This window comes from Ruegeria sp. CDSA033, from assembly GCF_059612305.1.
This window is the reverse complement of the sequence record NZ_JBXWQI010000008.1, coordinates 49,257-65,125: the sequence shown is the minus strand read 5'-3', so window position 1 is coordinate 65,125 and position 15,869 is coordinate 49,257. Positions and strand designations below refer to the sequence as shown.

Genomic DNA, 15,869 nt, shown 5'->3' with positions numbered 1-15,869 from the left:
GAATATTAAGTTATGAGCAAGGACGCAGTTCTTCAGCTGATCAAAGACGAGGACGCCGAGTACGTCGACGTTCGCTTCACTGATCCCCGCGGCAAGCTTCAGCACGTCACGCTGATGGCCGACCAAGTTGACGAGGACTTCCTGGAAGAAGGCTTCATGTTCGACGGTTCGTCCATCGCGGGCTGGAAATCGATCGAAGCATCCGACATGAAACTGATGGTCGACACCAACAGCGCCTATGTCGATCCGTTCTACGCGGAAAAGACGATCTGCGTGCACTGCTCGGTTGTTGAGCCCGACACCGGCGAAGCCTATGAGCGTGACCCGCGCGGTACCGCCCAGAAAGCCGAAGCCTACCTGAAAGCATCGGGCATCGGCGACGTCGCCTATATGGGCCCCGAGGCCGAATTCTTCCTGTTTGACGACGTCCGTTTCTCCAACAGCATCAACAAGGTATCTTACGAAGTTGATGCGACTGACGCATCGTGGAACACTGACACTGAATACGAGATGGGCAACATGGGCCATCGTCCCGGCGTCAAGGGCGGCTACTTCCCGGTGAACCCGATCGACGAAGCACAGGATCTGCGTTCGGAAATGCTTTCGACCATGAAGCGTCTGGGCATGAAGGTCGACAAGCACCACCACGAGGTTGCTTCCTGTCAGCACGAGCTGGGTCTGATCTTCGACAGCCTGACCAAACAGGCGGACGAGCTGCAGAAGTACAAATACATCATCCACAACGTTGCACACGCCTACGGCAAATCGGCCACGTTCATGCCGAAGCCGATCGCAGGTGACAACGGCACCGGCATGCACGTGAACATGTCGATCTGGAAAGACGGCAAGCCACTGTTCGCAGGCGACAAATACGCCGATCTGTCGGATGAAGCACTGTACTTCATCGGCGGCATCCTGAAGCACGCCAAAACGCTGAACGCCTTCACCAACCCGGCGACCAACAGCTACAAGCGTCTGATCCCTGGCTTTGAGGCCCCAGTTCTGCGCGCCTATTCGGCCCGTAACCGTTCGGGTTGCGTCCGTATTCCTTGGACCGAAAGCCCGAAAGCCAAGCGCGTCGAGGCTCGCTTTCCCGATCCAGCGGCGAACCCCTACCTGGCATTTGCCGCTCTGCTGATGGCTGGTCTGGACGGCATCAAGAACAAGATCGATCCGGGCGAAGCCATGGACAAGAACCTGTACGATCTGCCTGCCGAAGAACTGGCCGATATCCCGACCGTCTGCGGCAGCTTGCGCGAAGCTCTGGAAGCTCTGGCATCGGATCACGACTTCCTGCTGCAGGGTGACGTGTTCACCAAGGACCAGATCGACGGCTACATCGCACTGAAGATGGAAGAAGTCGAAACCTACGAGCACACCCCGCACCCGGTTGAATACGGCATGTACTACAGCTGCTGATCCGATTTGCGGTTTGAAAATACAAGGGCGTCCACTCGGGCGCCCTTGTTTCGTTTGGTACGATCTCTCACACTCGCCCCACCCCGGTTAGGAGAGATCGCATGTCATCAGACGCCCCCTTTTCTCTATTCACAGACTTCGTGACTTCGAGCGATGAACTGGAGCGCATAACCGGCGCACCCCTGCCCCAGATCATAGCTAAAGAGCTGTCCGGGCTGGATCGCATGTGCCGCAACTTTATTGCCAAATCTACGTTCTGCCTGATCGCGTCAGCCAATCCAGGTGGCCATCTGGACATCTCGCCCCGAGGTGATCCAGAAGGGTTCGTAAATGTGTTATCCGACACGTTGATCGCAATCCCTGATCGACCCGGCAACAAGCGCGTGGATACGTTCCACAATATTTTGCTGGACCCACGTGTCAGCCTGATATTCTTCGTGCCGGGCAAGATGGAAACGCTGCGCCTTCGTGGCACTGCACGCATATGCAAAGATCGCGACTTGCTGAACAGCATGGCAATAAACAACCGCCCGCCCAAGCTGGCCTTGGTCATCCATGTCGAAACCGTTTTCGCACACTGCCCTAAATGTGTGATCCGCGCGAACCTGTGGCAGCCAGAGAAATGGCCGGATTCCTCGGACCTGCCCAATATGAACGCGATGATGGTCAAACACGCCAAGATGGACAAAACGCCTGAAGAGTGGTTTGAAAGCCTGAAAGGTACCGGAGAGTTGGATCTGTACTAACGTCTTTTCGGATTGGGGAATGCCACGTACCCTATCCATAACATTTCACTTGCCTGGATTTCACTGATGCTGCGATTTGCCCTTATACTTGCCCTGTCCCTTCCCACAGTTGCAGCCGCCGCTCCTTGCGGAAATACCAGTAGCGGCTTCGAAGCATGGAAAAAGGACTTTGCCAAACATGCGAAACGTGCGGGTGTCAAAAAGAAAGGATTGCAGGCACTAGCCCAATCCCAATACGCCACGCGAACCATTGCGGCGGACCGCAATCAAAAGAGCTTTAAATACTCGTTAGACAAGTTCATGCGCGTACGCGGGGCAGACACCATCGTGGCGCAAGGGCGCAAACGCAAAGCGCGCAACCCACAATTCTATGCGGCGCTCGAACGTCAATACGGCGTACCGGCCGGGGTGTTGATCGCCATTCACGGCATGGAAACCGGTTTCGGAAACTTCATGGGGGACAGTCAGGTTGTTTCCGCAATCACAACACTGGCCTATGATTGCCGCAGGTCCGAATTTTTCATTCCTCACTCGATCGGGGCGCTGAAGCTGGTCGATCAAGGCAGCATTACGACAGCGACAAAAGGGGCAAAACATGGCGAACTTGGGCACACCCAGTTCCTGCCGGGCAATGCCATGCAATACGGGGTTGATGCCACCGGCGACGGTCAGGTCGACTTTTACAATATGACCGATGCATTGGCCTCAACCGCCAATTTTCTGCGTAAGAAGGGCTGGAAACCCGGTCGGGGATATCAACAGGGACAGCCAAACTTTGCTGTCATTCAACAGTGGAATGCCGCCTCGGTTTACCAACAGTCCATTGCAATTATGGCCGCCCGAATCGATAGCTGACGCCGGCTTGGGATTCCGGCCTTTACACCCGATTTCGGCCACATTGTCGCCACAGACGTCAAAAGGCCCTTAAAATGCCTAGGTTTCCATAGCGTAATCAATCCGCGCGATTTCTCATTTTTTTCCATTTTTGCCCAAATCTACCCCAGATCGCTTGCTAGATTGTTTCCAAACCCAGGATGCGACAAAGGACAGCGCAGTGACTCCGAAGCACAGCTATCACGGTGGTCTACAATTCAACGGTAAGACCGAAAACGCGGTCGAGCGGTTCAGCGACATCGTTGCCAAGACCCTTGCGGACTATGGTCACCTGGTCGAGCGTAAGTCTCTGCAGAACGACACCGAAGCCAGCATTGTGTCCAGTCAGTATCTGGTGCGCCTGACGCTGGATACTAAGGTCGCCGAAACCGAAGACCGGTTCGAGCGCCTCAACCGCGCCGCAGGTCTGAAGACAATCCAGAGACCCGTCGTCACCCTGCCGAATAACCGGCTGACGATCACTGTGACCCCGGTTTCCCCCCTATTGGATGACAGCGAAGTGTCCGAGCTGATGCTGGTCGTGATCCTTTACAGAATGGTTGACGTCTGCGCGACCCAGCGGGTCGAATGGCTGTCGCCCAATACCGTTCTGACCATCGAACAATTCATGAGCGCATTTGACACGCTGGCCCCAAGCAGGCCGCGTGACAGAAAACAGATTTTCGAGGCAGTGACAGGCCCGTTTGCCGGACTGAATATTACTGACGCAGAAGACCTGGATAAGCCAGAAAAAAAGGCGCTGACCCCAGTAGCCCGGCCAATCCAGCTGTCGGATGAGCAGTTGCTCAGCATCGCTTTTCGGACAGAACCTATCGAGCAGCCTACCGATCGGAACGACACGCCCCCCCTCGTCCACGAGCAACCCAGCGATATCCTCCGACTGACCAGTTGGGGATTGACGGGTGCCGTGGCAAGCGTGTCCGTCCCGATTGCGGCCTCTTTGGCCGCTGTGAACCTGATAAGGGGCGAAGACTTCCGCCTGAACACTCAGGTGCTGGTATATTCGGTCGCGATCTCCGCTCTCAGCACAAGCGGGGCACTTGCGGGCGCTGCCAGCGCGCTGGGCATGTAGCCTGGTATGAAATGACCCTCCTTGGAGGCCCCGCCGTCAGGCGGGGTTTTCCATTTTGGGCACCTGCTCTGCCGCCAGCACATATGTATGGATCGAGAAAACCACGGCCTGTGTCTCAGGCAGTCGCAACAGCGTCTGCCGCTCACTTCGCATGAACCGCGCGTGTCCTGGCTTCTGCAGGGCCCGTCGGTCGTTTGCACTGCGGGGTTGATGCAGCTCGGCGTCCTCATACCACAGCGCATTGAACCGCCACAGAGGGCGTCCCGGATGTATCCCGTCAAACAACCGCTGAACCCGCCGGGCGATGTCGGCGTTGTAGCTGTCAACAGGCAGATGGATGTCGATCAGAGGCCGCATGAATTTCTCGGATAAACGCCAACTGGCAGGAAAACACAGGATAGCTCCGGTCAGAACATGTTCATCCCCCTGCTTTTGCAGGATGCAGAAATCTTCCTGCACCAATCGGCACAGCGTGTCCAATGGCTGATCCTGATCGATCGATACACCTGTCCCGTCCGGGCGAGCGACGTGATCTGTACACGCGGGATAGGCTTGGTTCAGGACAAGATCCAACAACTCCTGCGCAGCGGGTTTGGCGTCTGCATCCATCGCCAGAACATCCGAACGATGACTGACCAACAGGTCCTCGCGTCTTTGCATCTGGGCGGCGAACGCATCATCGCGGTGCAGCCAGTTGTTCATGCTTGCCGGCTGAATGCCCGGCATGGGGCGCTTGTCCAGCGGGTCATACGGAATTGAAGTCTGAAGAATGGTCGTCATGAATTTGACGTATCATCAGAATTTCCGCTTGTCGGTCAAAAAGCGACGAACGCACAGTCGCAAACCTTCAAGACGTCGGGAGATTGATTCTTCACGCTCAAAGAACAGGCAGGGAGACCCACCATGAACCGACACTACCGCGACAGCCGCAAGATCGACCCGACCAAAGGTGCGACCCTTGGTGATGGCACCCCGAATGAAAACGACCGGATCGAGATCGGCCCGACGCAGCTTGCGTTTTCAGAATGGGAAAAGGCCGGCCTTGCCCTGCCCGATCTGGCCCGGATGCGCGAACACCGGTGGAAACGGTTGACGCAAGCCATTGTCGATCGCGGCTATGGTGGTCTGTTGATGTTCGATCCGCTGAACATTCGTTACGCCACTGACAGCACCAACATGCAGTTGTGGAACACGCATAACCCGTTCCGCGCCGTCTTGCTGTGCGCCGACGGCTACATGGTGATTTGGGACTATAAAAACTCTCCGTTCCTTTCCACGTTCAACCCGCTGGTGCGCGAACAGCGATCCGGAGCTGATCTGTTCTACTTTGACCGCGGTGACAAAGTCGACGTGGCCGCGGACGTGTTCTCAAACGAAGTGCGCGTTCTGATCGACGAACATGGTGGCGGCAACAAGCGCCTCGGCGTGGACAAGATCATGCTGCACGGCCTGCGCGCACTTGAGGCGCAGGGCTTCGAGATCATGGAAGGCGAGGAAGCTACGGAAAAGACCCGCGCCATCAAAGGCCCTGACGAAATCCTGGCCATGCGCTGCGCCAACCATGCCTGCGAATCCGCTGTGGCGGAAATGGAGAAATTCGCGCGCGCAAATGTGGGTGACGGCAAAACCTCGGAAGACGACATTTGGGCGGTTCTGCACGCAGAAAACATCAGGCGCGGCGGCGAATGGATCGAAACCCGCCTGCTGGCTTCGGGTCAGCGCACCAATCCTTGGTTTCAGGAATGCGGTCCCCGGATCACCCAACAGAATGAGATCATCGCCTTTGATACCGACCTGATCGGATCCTACGGCATCTGCATCGACATCTCGCGCACATGGTGGATAGGCGACGAAAAACCCCGGCCCGACATGGTCTATGCCATGCAGCACGCGCACGAACACATCATGACCAATATGGAGATGCTGAAGCCCGGCGTGATGATCCCGGAGCTGACGGCCAATGCTCACAAGTTGGACGACAAGTTTCTGGCGCAGAAATACGGCTGCCTGATGCACGGCGTCGGCTTGTGCGATGAGTGGCCACTGGTTGCTTATCCGGACAAGGCAGTGGCAGGCTCTTACGACTACGCGCTCGAACCCGGCATGGTCCTGTGTGTCGAGGCTGCCGTTGGAGAGGTTGGCGGAGATTTCTCGATCAAGCTGGAGGATCAGGTTCTGATCACCGAAGACGGCTATGAGAACCTGACCACCTATCCATTTGATCCGCAGCTCATGGGACTGAGCTGACGTTTCTGTTCGACCAATGCGACCGCCTTACGTTTCCGTGCCAGTCTTCGGACACGGGATTAACCACCTGCGCCTCAGTAGATGCCACCGGCGGCAGAGTTTGACCAAGCGCAAATCCGACCACGCCGGTCAGGGCAATCACGGCCAGTATATCCGGGCGTAGAACTACGCCCCTTGGATCCATTGCAGTATGTGCCATTTGAACCTCCTGGGCTGCACGTTTGCGATGGTCGTAAGATGGGGTGGTGACATAAATTAGTAAAACGAATATATTTTAGAATATACTTCACGAAATTTGATGCTTTAGGTTCACAGGGCGGACAAAGGACTGCGCTCAATCTGTTCGCTTCACTCACCTTCCCGTGACGCTTCTTACAATGGGGTTGAGCGGCCAGTAGGAAGCACACACTATTGGTCATCCCGACGAACAAGGAACTGTCATGCCCACCGAACGCATTACCTTTGCCGGTCACGACGGCAACCAATTGGCCGCGCGCCTGGATTTGCCGGACGGGCCGGTCCTGGCCACGGCGCTATTTGCGCATTGTTTCACCTGTTCCAAAGACATCCCTGCCGCGCGCAGGATTGCGGCCCGACTGGCGGCGATGGGCATCGCCGTTCTACGATTTGATTTCACCGGGCTGGGTCATTCCGGCGGGGAGTTTGCCAACACAACCTTCACCTCCAATGTCGAAGACCTGATCGCAGCCTCGCATTATCTGGCTGGCCGCAACATGGCTCCGGCATTGCTCATCGGCCATTCGCTGGGTGGTGCCGCTGTGTTGCGCGCCCGTGCTGGCATTCCTAGTGTCAAAGCTGTGGTCACTCTGGGTGCACCCGCAGATCCCGGCCATGTGGCGCATCACTTCGAAGATGCGCTGCCTGAGATCACGCAGGCTGGATCGGCGGACGTGATGTTGGGCGGACGTCCTTTCCGCATTGGCAAGGCCTTTGTGGATGATATTTCCGAAGCGGCCCTGATACCGGCAATCGCAGACCTGAAGGCCGCTTTGCTGATCTTGCATGCGCCTCGAGACGAGACCGTAAGCATTGACAATGCCAGCACAATCTTCCTGGCCGCCAAGCATCCCAAGAGCTTTGTGACCCTCGACGATGCCGATCACCTGATTACCCGCGCATCCGACGCGGAATACGCGGCGGACGTGATCACCGCGTGGGTTACGCGCTACGTCAAGCTCTGCCCGCCTGCCCCACCACCTGGCGCACCCGAAGGTGTTGTTCGCGTGACCGAAGCTGATCCGGAAGGGTTCCTGCAGGACATTCAGTCCGGCCCACGCCACCACGCTGTTGCGGACGAGCCCGCCTCATACGGCGGCACCGACCGAGGCATGTCTCCCTATGGATTCGTGTCGTCTGGCCTTGGGGCTTGCACATCGATGACCATCCGCATGTATGCGCGGCGCAAGCGGTGGCCGCTGAAAACCGTTTCAGTCGATGTGTGCCACAACAAGGTGCATGCGCAGGACGCGGGGCTGGCCAACGAAGGAAAAGTCGATCAGTTCCGCCGCAAGATCCGCCTTGAAGGTCCGCTGACGGCCGAGCAACGCGCGCGATTGCTGGAAATCGCGGACAAATGCCCGGTCCACAGAACTTTGGAAGGGTCAGCCCAGATCACAACTGAGTTGCTGGACTGACCTGCAGGTTCAGCGCCGCCCTGCGGGGCGGTGAATGGGTGGCCGGGCCGCCGGGGGTCGTGCGACCGGTGGCCGTGGCCTGTTCGGCGGTCGCGACACCGGTGGTCTGTTCGGTGGCTTGGCGATTGGCGGAACGGGACGCGCCGGTGGGCGACCATCCGGCGGTCTGGGACGATCCGGCCGGTCGATGTCAATATCCACGTCTACGTCGTGATAATAGTCATTCCACAGCATCGAGTCGTAGAACGGGTCATAGCCGTAACCTACTCCGACGGTTACTCCGTCACAGGCCGATAGTGTCAGGCTTGCAACGCCCAATCCAAGGGCAAGGGCTGCGCGTTTGATCAGTTTGCGGGTCATGTGCGCCTCCTCACTGCAGGGACCGGAACGACGCGAACACGGCGTTCAGATCGTCCACATAAGCTGGATCGGCGCCGTCGCGCAGGATCGCAACTGCGATGGCCACGCGCCCCTTCGGCAAGTCAATCACGGAAACAGTAAAGTTCACACCGCGCCCTTCGCGACTGCCGGTCCCGCGAATGACACGCGCGGGCAACCCGCCAATGCGCGTCGTGGTTGTCTCGGACACTGTCGGATATTTGACCAGAAACCTGTCGATATCCTCAAGATACCGAAGACCGCCCTCGATCGAGGCCACTCCAGCCGGCGACACAAAGCCCATCCAGACATTATCGTCCGTGACTGGCCGCATCCCCATGACCCGGGCCACGGCACGTGCATCGCCCAGCTCAGTATCTTCAATTTCGCGCGGGCCACCGGTGCGCAGCGCCCAATAGTCGGGAACGGAAAAGCCGAACAGCGCACGCCCGTTGTCCGTATAAGTGACCGGAGTGTCGGCGGATGCCGTCCCGCCGCTCAGCAAAAGCGAGGCGCAAACAGCGAGTGCCGAAGCTAATTGAATACGCATATCTCAATAACCTGATGATTTCATTAAGTGCAGATTGGCCTGTAGTGGCCCCTTTTGTCCAGCATCCCGATCTGCGGGTACAAAAAACCGCGCCGGGATATCTCCGGGCGCGGCTTCGTCAGATTTGGATTGGTTGGCAATTACGAGCGTGCGTCGCCCACCAGTTTCCACAGGCCAGGGATCAGCAGTGCAGCCAGCACCAGCTTGATCGCGTCGCCCACCAAGAAGGGTGTCAGACCCCACTGCAGGATCGGCTGATCCCACCCAAAAAGCTGACCCAGCCACAGCAGGCCGGGCACATAGATCACGACATTTGCCAGAACCAGAGCCAACGCCATCTTGCCGAACGAACGGTCCCAGCCGCGCGCGGCCAGTGCGCCCAGCAGAACGGTTGCCAGAAGGTAGCCAACCAGATAGCCGCCGGTGCCGCCCATCATGTAGGTCAGACCGAATTTTTCGGCCGAAGAGCCCGCGAACACGTCGAAGCCCAGCGCGCCGATCAGCAGGTAACCCAGCATGGTGACCAGACCCAGACGCGTGCCATAGGCGGTGCCGATTGTCAGCACGGCAAAGGTGCCCATAGTGATCGGGACAGGCCACATTGGAACCTTGATCTTGGCAGCTATTGCCAGCGCAAGAATACCTAGTGCCACCAGCACAACTTGCTTGACGCGCAGCGCGGTGCCTTCGCGCGGGCCAATCGCATTGGCCAGTACATTCGCATTCATTCTTATGTCTCCACCTATTTTCAACTGCAGAAATGCCCGCTTAGAGCTTTGACTGCAACATGATTACGCTATCTTAACCGATATTCGGTGCTCATTTCATAAGATTTTCTGGGTCCCGAGACGATCCAGCGCACTGACCAGACTGGCCAGGCCGAAAAATCGTAGACAGCATCATAGCTGTCGGGCGGGCAATCGTGGTGGTCAGACGCATGTGCCTGGCCCAAGGCCAGCCGGTGAAAATAGCGGCCGTCGTCAAAATTTATGGCAATCGCCTCACCCGCCGCGTGCCACAGGTACCTGCGCGTGCCTTTCATCTCGGCTTGCCCCGGCACACGCAGAGTGACTTCTTCGTCGTATATCAAACCGTCCTCGTTCGGGCTCAGGACCGCGTGACCATCGGCCTGCAGCACCTGCCCCGCCTGCGCGTCCAGAATGGTCCGGGTCAGGCTCCACTGGCCTTTGAAATCCGACAGATTGCGCGGCAGACTCATTCGGCGAGTGCCCCGTCGGTCGTGGCACCGTTATCATCCACGAACCGGATCACTTTGCCGCTTTGTTGGACCTCATAGCAGGCCCAAAAATCCGAAGGCGGCCAGACCGAGCAATAACGATCCTCGCGCACCGCCCACCGCCCGGCGCTGGGTCCGCCCGAAAAATACTGTGTCAGCATCGTGTCATCGAAGGTCTGCCAGATACCTTCCCCGTAATCGAGCTTCTTTCCAGTCAATGCAGACAGAATTTCATCCCCCGTCAGCGTTCTGAACTCCTCAGCCGCCAGAAAACCGGGCCATAGGGCCAAAATCAGGGCAAACCGTCTCATATTCGCACTCGCGCCTTGTTCCTTTGTCTGCGCGGGTTTAAACCCCGCCGCAACGCCTCCTGCCAAATCACAATAAGGTGCCGCTGCCAATGATTCCACGCTATTCCCGCCCCGATATGGTCGCCATCTGGTCGCCCGAATCCAAGTTCCGCATCTGGTACGAGATCGAGGCCCATGCCTGCGACGCCATGGCGGATCTGGGTGTGATCCCACGCGAGAATGCTGAGGCCGTCTGGAAGGCCAAGGATGTGGAATTCGACGTGGCGCGCATCGACGAAATCGAAGCGGTTACCAAGCACGACGTCATCGCCTTCCTGACCCATTTGTCCGAACATGTCGGCAGTGAAGAGGCGCGTTTTGTCCACCAGGGCATGACCAGCTCGGACGTACTCGACACATGTTTCAACGTGCAACTGACCCGCGCCGCCGACCTGCTGATCGCAGATCTAGAAGGTCTGCTGGCTGCCCTGAAACGCCGCGCGATTGAACACAAGGATACCGTCCGTATCGGTCGCAGCCACGGTATCCACGCAGAGCCAACCACCATGGGCCTGACTTTCGCGCGTTTTTACGCCGAGATGGACCGCAACCTGTCCCGCATGCGCGACGCCCGCGCTGAAATCGCCACTGGCGCGATCAGCGGTGCGGTCGGCACCTTCGCCAATGTTGACCCGCGTGTGGAAGAGCATGTCTGCGACCAGCTGGGTCTGGTGCCCGAGCCGATTAGCACTCAGGTCATCCCGCGCGACCGTCATGCTGCGTTCTTTGCCACGCTGGGGGTTATCGCCAGCAGCATCGAGAACGTCGCCGTAGAAATCCGCCACATGCAGCGCACCGAGGTGCTGGAGGGGGCCGAGTTCTTCTCGATGGGTCAGAAAGGCTCCTCAGCCATGCCACACAAGAAAAACCCCGTGCTGACCGAGAACCTGACCGGGTTGGCCCGCATGGTACGCGCGGCAGTGATCCCGGCGATGGAAAACGTGGCGCTCTGGCACGAACGCGATATCTCGCATTCCTCGGTCGAACGCATGATCGGGCCGGATGCCACGATCACGTTGGATTTTGCACTGGCGCGACTGACAGGCGTGATCGACAAGATGCTGATCTTCCCCGAGAACATGATCGAAAACATGAACAAGTTCCCCGGTCTTGTGATGAGCCAGAGGGTTCTGCTGGCGCTGACACAAGCAGGTGTCAGCCGCGAAGATGCTTATGCCATGGTTCAGCGCAACGCGCTGAAAGTCTGGGAACACCGCACCGATTTTAAAGAAGAACTGCTGGCAGACGCGGACGTCACCGCCGCGCTGAGTCCGGAAGAAATCGAAGAGAAATTCGATCTCGGCTATCACACCAAACACGTTGATACGATTTTCGCCCGCGTGTTCGGCGAATAACCCGCGATTGATCAAATGCTTCGCAGGGCCCGGTTCGCGTGACGCGATCCGGGCCCTGCTCTTTTGCCAGACAGGCCAAAACAGGCTATGATGCCAGTGTATGTCCGGACAGGAGAAACACGATGATCCGCACTTTGATTTGCGCTGTGGCCCTTAGTTGTTCAGCCTCCGTTGCCTTAGCTTGTAGTGGCCATTCCAAGCAAACCCAGTCCTGCGCGCCGGGCACGTATTGGGATTCAGAAGCCCAAACCTGCGCCAAAATTGTGAATAGCTGAGAAAAAAATTCCTTATTCGTGAATAAACGCGAGCCTTCGGTTGTTAGCTTTTGAGAGAAACGCACTATGCTTTCTGTAAGTAGCCCAGACAACGGAGTAGGAAAATGCGCCTAGTACTCGCTTCAGCCATCGCCCTTCAGGCCTTTGCATTCGCGCCGGTCGCGATCGCCGCTGGCGGTGACAGCAGCCCGCCAAAACCGACCAACACGACCAAGAAGTGTTTCTTCGGTCGCGTCTATGACAAAGACGCCGGACGGTGCGTGAAGCCGGACAAGACCAACTTTACTGAAGAAGAGCTGTATGACGCCGTGCGCGAACTGGCCTATGACGGACAGTTCGAAAATGCTCAAGACATCCTGCGCATCATGGATCAGGATGATGATCGCGTGTTGACCTACTGGGGTTTCACCTACCGCAAAATGGGTGAGCTTGATCTGGCGAATGCCTTCTATTCGAACGCCATTGAGGCGAATCCCGACAACATACTGGCGCGCAGCTACATGGGTCAGGGCTTTGTCACCGAGGGCAAAACCGATCTTGCCATCGCACAGTGGCGCGAGATCAAGGCGCGCGGCGGTGAAGGCACCTGGGCCGAGGCATCCTTGCGCGAGGCGATCCGCACCGGGCTGACTTACAACTACTAAACTTCAGCCTTTCTTTACCCGACTCTCCGTAATCTGCCTGTGGAACAGAAACTTGGCACCACAGGCAGATGCAGGACACAAACTCTTTGGTTCAACTGGCACCGGGGACATCAACACCCACAGCCGACGCCCAGAACGACGCGCCCCGCGTCGTCCCCAAGGCGCTGAGCAGCCGACAAAAAGCCGCCGTCGTGGTGCGTCTTTTGTTGAATGAGGGCGCAGATATCCCCCTGGAAGAGCTTCCCGACGATTTGCAGGAAAAGCTGACGCACCAGCTGGGTCAGATGGGCCTTGTGGATCGCATCACGCTGGCATCCGTCGCACAAGAGTTTGCCGAAGCTCTGGACAGTGTCGGCCTGTCCTTTCCGCATGGGCTGGCCGGTGCTCTGGATGCGGTCAGCGACAAGATTACGCCGGCAACAGCGGCCAGGTTGCGGAAGGAAGCCGGGGTGCGCCAGATCGGCGATCCGTGGCAACGGCTGCGCGAAATCCCGACAGTAGATTTGGCCACCATCGCTCTGGCCGAAAGCACTGAAATTGCAGCGGTCATGTTGTCCAAGCTGGAAACTGCGAATGCCGCGCAACTTCTGGGTCACCTGCCCGGCCCGGTCGCGCGGCGCATCACCTATGCCGTGTCCAAAACGGCCAACATCACACCCGAGGCGGTTGAACGGATTGGCTGGTCGCTGGCGGCGCAACTTGATCGACGCCCGGCCACGGCCTTTTCGGATGGCCCCGGAGCGCGGGTCGGTGCGATTCTGAACCAATCAGCCGCAGCGACGCGCGACGGGCTTTTGACGGCCCTGGATGAAGAAGACACCGACTTTGCAGCTTTGGTGCGCCAATCAATATTCACCTTCGCCCATATCCCGGCCCGCATCCTGCCCAGGGACGTGCCTGCGATTCTGCGTGGATTGGATCAGGCTGATCTCGTCACCGCCTTGGCTGGCGCCACGGCCGAGAATGACAAAGCCGCGGTCGAGTTCCTGCTATCCAACATGTCGACACGTATGGCGGATAACCTGCGCGAGGAAATCACCGAACGCGGCAAGGTGAAGCTGGCAGAAGCCGAAGAAGCGATGACACTTGTCATCGGCTCAATTCGAACACTGGTCGACGAAGGCGCAATAGCGTTGATCGAAGAGGATAGCGAAGAGTGACGGGCAAGTCCGATCCGGCAAGTCAAAACATGGCTTTGTTTTGCAACGCTTGTGGTTGCGGTTTCCGCCTTGTATGTCTTGCCCGGCAAATCGCAACAGCCGGTGAGACCTATTCATGCCCGTCGAAAAGTCGGAACTAAGCCGCACAGAGCTTAGAAAATACTACATCACTGGATTGTTCATGAAGGGCGTCATCGGGACCTTGAGGTTGTTGCCCTATGAAACACGTCTGGCCACCATGGGCGCAATCGCACGTGGGCTTTCACCGTTGATCGGCTTTACCAAACGCGTGCGCAGCAACTTGAAATTGACCCGCCCTGACCTGTCAGAGGCCGAGGTCAACAGAATTTGCAGCGCCGTTCCGGACAATGCCGGTCGCGCGATTATGGAGCATTTTTCGCCGGAAGGGTTCACCGAACGTCAGCGCACGGCAAAGGTAAGCGGCTCGGGTGTTGCCGCATTTGACTCTGCCGTCGCCGAAGGGCGGCCCATCATGATGATTACCGCGCATTTTGGTCACTATCTGGCAGCGCGCATCGCCCTGCAGGAACGCAGCGGTCAACCGATTGGATGCCTCTATCGCCGCATGGCGAACCCTTATTTCAACGACATGTATGTCGAGGCGTTCCATAAGACCGGCTCGCCGATGTTCGAGCAAGGCCGTCGCGGAATGGTCGAGATGGTGCGTTCGCTCAAGAAAAGTGGGATCATCGCGATCGTATCCGATCTGCACGCCCATGGCGGTGAAGAGCTGACATTCTTTGGCAAGCCCGCCGTGACCTCAGTCCTGAATGCAGAACTGGCAATGAAATACAACGCCGTCCTGATCCCATGCTATGCGGTGCGGCAACCTAACGGCGTGGACTTTGAAATCGTGCTACACGACCCGGTGCCGCATACAGATCCGAAGACCATGACCCAGTTCACCAATGACGATCTTGAGGCCATGGTGAGACAGCATATGGGTCAGTGGTTTTGGATCCACCGGCGCTGGAAAGCCTGGAACGGTTTGGGCGTGCAACCCGAGGACATGCCCTGATTATTTGACCCGCGCGGCCGCCACGATCGGGCCGTGCCCTGCCCTTTGCACCAGCACAACTGCCGGAAAACCTGCGTCGACGGTTACCGAAAACGCCTGAGGCGCGACGCCGTCCCATTGACCTGCCATATACCAGGCCTCGACAACATTGGCATAGTCCAGATCGTGGCCAGCCAACTCTCCGCGTCGGATCGAGGCATGGCGCATCGGTGAATACTGGATGACCCGGATGTCATAGGTTTCTCCGGCCGGCAATTCGACCGGCGTCACATCCACCGATACATCATCGCCCGAGCGCACGGCCGTCACGGACGCTTGCGGGGCGGCCTTGAGATGCGCATTGATCAAGCGATCCAGTTCCCGCGATTGCGCTCCGACAACATCCTGCTGCCCATTCACCACCATCTGAGGCGTATAGATCATCGACCGTCCCCCTTCTCGCGCATAAGTGCGCTGGCGCAGAGTGTGATCCGGGTCGGCATATTCGTCCTTCCACCCGATGTAGTCCCAGTAATCCACATGCAGTGCCAGGCCGATCACATCGTCGCGTTTGGCCAAATCATGCATGATCCGGTCGGCAGGCGGACAGGACGAACAGCCCTGAGATGTGAACAACTCAACCACAACCGGATCGCCCTCGGCCAGGGCTGCTGTAGAGAGAAACAAGGAAACTAACGCTGTTGCGCGAATGGATCTGAACATTACGGGTCTCGGGCCTTTGGCTGGATGTACCGACCGGTTTAAACGCAAGCCCGTTCAACCTCCAATCAACGTTTCTTGAGACATGCGACCATCGTTACCCTTAAATTTTGTGTGCAATAGTATACATAACTCAACAAGCTCACCAC

At 57.7% G+C, this 15,869-nt stretch carries 18 protein-coding genes; 10 read left to right on the top strand and 8 right to left on the bottom strand.

Annotated elements, in window-relative coordinates:
• Positions 1-12: 12 nt before the first annotated feature.
• The 4 genes from glnA to AC2FLA_RS12220 all read left to right on the top strand — a co-directional run bounded on the left by glnA (position 13) and on the right by AC2FLA_RS12220 (position 4,131).
• On the top strand, positions 13-1,419 hold the full coding sequence (gene glnA, locus AC2FLA_RS12235; RefSeq protein ID WP_058277498.1) for a type I glutamate--ammonia ligase: 1,407 nt from the start codon (positions 13-15) through the stop codon (positions 1,417-1,419).
• Between the two features lie 101 nt (positions 1,420-1,520).
• Positions 1,521-2,165: an MSMEG_1061 family FMN-dependent PPOX-type flavoprotein gene (locus tag AC2FLA_RS12230; RefSeq protein ID WP_496722506.1), complete on the top strand. Its 645-nt coding sequence runs from the start codon at positions 1,521-1,523 to the stop codon at positions 2,163-2,165.
• A 66-nt stretch (positions 2,166-2,231) separates the two neighbouring features.
• Positions 2,232-3,020: a lytic murein transglycosylase gene (locus tag AC2FLA_RS12225; protein WP_496722504.1), complete on the top strand. Its 789-nt coding sequence runs from the start codon at positions 2,232-2,234 to the stop codon at positions 3,018-3,020.
• A gap of 199 nt (positions 3,021-3,219) precedes the next feature.
• Positions 3,220-4,131, top strand: a complete 912-nt coding sequence (locus AC2FLA_RS12220) for a hypothetical protein (RefSeq protein ID WP_496722502.1) — start codon at positions 3,220-3,222, stop codon at positions 4,129-4,131.
• Between the two features lie 36 nt (positions 4,132-4,167).
• Here AC2FLA_RS12220 and AC2FLA_RS12215 read toward each other — a convergent pair whose 3' ends face one another.
• Entirely contained in the window at positions 4,168-4,911 is a 744-nt protein-coding gene (locus tag AC2FLA_RS12215; RefSeq protein WP_496722500.1) for a heme-dependent oxidative N-demethylase family protein, read from the bottom strand.
• Between the two features lie 123 nt (positions 4,912-5,034).
• Between AC2FLA_RS12215 and dddP the strand changes: the two genes are divergently transcribed.
• Positions 5,035-6,378 carry a dimethylsulfonioproprionate lyase DddP gene (dddP, locus tag AC2FLA_RS12210; protein WP_496722498.1) on the top strand — a complete coding sequence of 448 codons (1,344 nt, stop codon included), beginning with the start codon at positions 5,035-5,037 and terminating at the stop codon, positions 6,376-6,378.
• Here the strand turns inward: dddP and AC2FLA_RS12205 are convergent.
• Entirely contained in the window at positions 6,362-6,577 is a 216-nt protein-coding gene (locus AC2FLA_RS12205) for a hypothetical protein (RefSeq protein ID WP_496722496.1), read from the bottom strand. The two genes, dddP and AC2FLA_RS12205, sit on opposite strands and share 17 nt — an antisense overlap.
• Positions 6,578-6,818: 241 nt before the next feature.
• On the opposite strand from AC2FLA_RS12205, the gene AC2FLA_RS12200 reads away from it, so the two are divergent.
• On the top strand, positions 6,819-8,033 hold the full coding sequence (locus tag AC2FLA_RS12200; RefSeq protein ID WP_108860328.1) for a bifunctional alpha/beta hydrolase/OsmC family protein: 1,215 nt from the start codon (positions 6,819-6,821) through the stop codon (positions 8,031-8,033).
• Between the two features lie 9 nt (positions 8,034-8,042).
• On the opposite strand, the gene AC2FLA_RS12195 is transcribed toward AC2FLA_RS12200, so the two are convergent.
• The 5 genes from AC2FLA_RS12195 to AC2FLA_RS12175 all read right to left on the bottom strand — a co-directional run bounded on the left by AC2FLA_RS12195 (position 8,043) and on the right by AC2FLA_RS12175 (position 10,509).
• The gene (locus tag AC2FLA_RS12195) at positions 8,043-8,393 is read right to left on the bottom strand and encodes a hypothetical protein (protein ID WP_496722494.1); all 351 of its coding nucleotides are present in this window, start codon (positions 8,391-8,393) and stop codon (positions 8,043-8,045) included.
• 10 nt (positions 8,394-8,403) lie between these two features.
• The gene (locus tag AC2FLA_RS12190; protein WP_496722492.1) at positions 8,404-8,961 is read right to left on the bottom strand and encodes a hypothetical protein; all 558 of its coding nucleotides are present in this window, start codon (positions 8,959-8,961) and stop codon (positions 8,404-8,406) included.
• 140 nt (positions 8,962-9,101) lie between these two features.
• Positions 9,102-9,689 carry a biotin transporter BioY gene (locus tag AC2FLA_RS12185; RefSeq protein ID WP_282120434.1) on the bottom strand — a complete coding sequence of 196 codons (588 nt, stop codon included), beginning with the start codon at positions 9,687-9,689 and terminating at the stop codon, positions 9,102-9,104.
• A gap of 68 nt (positions 9,690-9,757) precedes the next feature.
• The gene (locus AC2FLA_RS12180; RefSeq protein WP_496722490.1) at positions 9,758-10,180 is read right to left on the bottom strand and encodes a DUF6314 family protein; all 423 of its coding nucleotides are present in this window, start codon (positions 10,178-10,180) and stop codon (positions 9,758-9,760) included.
• On the bottom strand, positions 10,177-10,509 hold the full coding sequence (locus AC2FLA_RS12175; RefSeq protein ID WP_496722488.1) for a hypothetical protein: 333 nt from the start codon (positions 10,507-10,509) through the stop codon (positions 10,177-10,179). Before AC2FLA_RS12175 ends, AC2FLA_RS12180 begins: the two co-directional genes overlap by 4 nt.
• A gap of 89 nt (positions 10,510-10,598) precedes the next feature.
• Here AC2FLA_RS12175 and purB point away from each other — a divergent pair, with 89 nt between their 5' ends.
• The 4 genes from purB to AC2FLA_RS12155 all read left to right on the top strand — a co-directional run bounded on the left by purB (position 10,599) and on the right by AC2FLA_RS12155 (position 15,021).
• Positions 10,599-11,903 carry an adenylosuccinate lyase gene (gene purB / locus AC2FLA_RS12170; RefSeq protein ID WP_496722486.1) on the top strand — a complete coding sequence of 435 codons (1,305 nt, stop codon included), beginning with the start codon at positions 10,599-10,601 and terminating at the stop codon, positions 11,901-11,903.
• Positions 11,904-12,282: 379 nt separating this feature from the next.
• Positions 12,283-12,822 carry a tetratricopeptide repeat protein gene (locus tag AC2FLA_RS12165; RefSeq protein ID WP_058274031.1) on the top strand — a complete coding sequence of 180 codons (540 nt, stop codon included), beginning with the start codon at positions 12,283-12,285 and terminating at the stop codon, positions 12,820-12,822.
• Positions 12,823-12,890: 68 nt separating this feature from the next.
• Positions 12,891-13,982, top strand: a complete 1,092-nt coding sequence (locus AC2FLA_RS12160) for a flagellar motor switch protein FliG (RefSeq protein WP_496722484.1) — start codon at positions 12,891-12,893, stop codon at positions 13,980-13,982.
• A 115-nt stretch (positions 13,983-14,097) separates the two neighbouring features.
• Positions 14,098-15,021 carry a lysophospholipid acyltransferase family protein gene (locus AC2FLA_RS12155; protein ID WP_496722482.1) on the top strand — a complete coding sequence of 308 codons (924 nt, stop codon included), beginning with the start codon at positions 14,098-14,100 and terminating at the stop codon, positions 15,019-15,021.
• Here the strand turns inward: AC2FLA_RS12155 and AC2FLA_RS12150 are convergent, their stop codons facing one another.
• A complete protein-coding gene (locus AC2FLA_RS12150; protein ID WP_496722480.1) occupies positions 15,022-15,723 on the bottom strand; it encodes a DUF1223 domain-containing protein in 702 nt (233 codons plus the stop codon). It lies immediately after the preceding gene.
• Between the last annotated feature and the right edge of the window lie 146 nt (positions 15,724-15,869).

Bases quoted from the DNA above. Each gene is read 5' to 3' on its own strand.
- AC2FLA_RS12205 (WP_496722496.1), bottom strand. From the start codon at position 6,577: ATGGCACATACTGCAATGGATCCAAGGGGCGTAGTTCTACGCCCGGAT.
- dddP (WP_496722498.1), top strand. From the start codon at position 5,035: ATGAACCGACACTACCGCGACAGCCGCAAGATCGACCCGACCAAAGGT.
- AC2FLA_RS12200 (WP_108860328.1), top strand. From the start codon at position 6,819: ATGCCCACCGAACGCATTACCTTTGCCGGTCACGACGGCAACCAATTG.
- AC2FLA_RS12195 (WP_496722494.1), bottom strand. From the start codon at position 8,393: ATGACCCGCAAACTGATCAAACGCGCAGCCCTTGCCCTTGGATTGGGC.
- AC2FLA_RS12190 (WP_496722492.1), bottom strand. From the start codon at position 8,961: ATGCGTATTCAATTAGCTTCGGCACTCGCTGTTTGCGCCTCGCTTTTG.
- AC2FLA_RS12175 (WP_496722488.1), bottom strand. From the start codon at position 10,509: ATGAGACGGTTTGCCCTGATTTTGGCCCTATGGCCCGGTTTTCTGGCG.
- AC2FLA_RS12150 (WP_496722480.1), bottom strand. From the start codon at position 15,723: ATGTTCAGATCCATTCGCGCAACAGCGTTAGTTTCCTTGTTTCTCTCT.
- AC2FLA_RS12185 (WP_282120434.1), bottom strand. From the start codon at position 9,689: ATGAATGCGAATGTACTGGCCAATGCGATTGGCCCGCGCGAAGGCACC.
- AC2FLA_RS12165 (WP_058274031.1), top strand. From the start codon at position 12,283: ATGCGCCTAGTACTCGCTTCAGCCATCGCCCTTCAGGCCTTTGCATTC.
- AC2FLA_RS12155 (WP_496722482.1), top strand. From the start codon at position 14,098: ATGCCCGTCGAAAAGTCGGAACTAAGCCGCACAGAGCTTAGAAAATAC.
- glnA (WP_058277498.1), top strand. From the start codon at position 13: ATGAGCAAGGACGCAGTTCTTCAGCTGATCAAAGACGAGGACGCCGAG.
- AC2FLA_RS12215 (WP_496722500.1), bottom strand. From the start codon at position 4,911: ATGACGACCATTCTTCAGACTTCAATTCCGTATGACCCGCTGGACAAG.
- purB (WP_496722486.1), top strand. From the start codon at position 10,599: ATGATTCCACGCTATTCCCGCCCCGATATGGTCGCCATCTGGTCGCCC.
- AC2FLA_RS12160 (WP_496722484.1), top strand. From the start codon at position 12,891: ATGCAGGACACAAACTCTTTGGTTCAACTGGCACCGGGGACATCAACA.
- AC2FLA_RS12225 (WP_496722504.1), top strand. From the start codon at position 2,232: ATGCTGCGATTTGCCCTTATACTTGCCCTGTCCCTTCCCACAGTTGCA.
- AC2FLA_RS12230 (WP_496722506.1), top strand. From the start codon at position 1,521: ATGTCATCAGACGCCCCCTTTTCTCTATTCACAGACTTCGTGACTTCG.
- AC2FLA_RS12180 (WP_496722490.1), bottom strand. From the start codon at position 10,180: ATGAGTCTGCCGCGCAATCTGTCGGATTTCAAAGGCCAGTGGAGCCTG.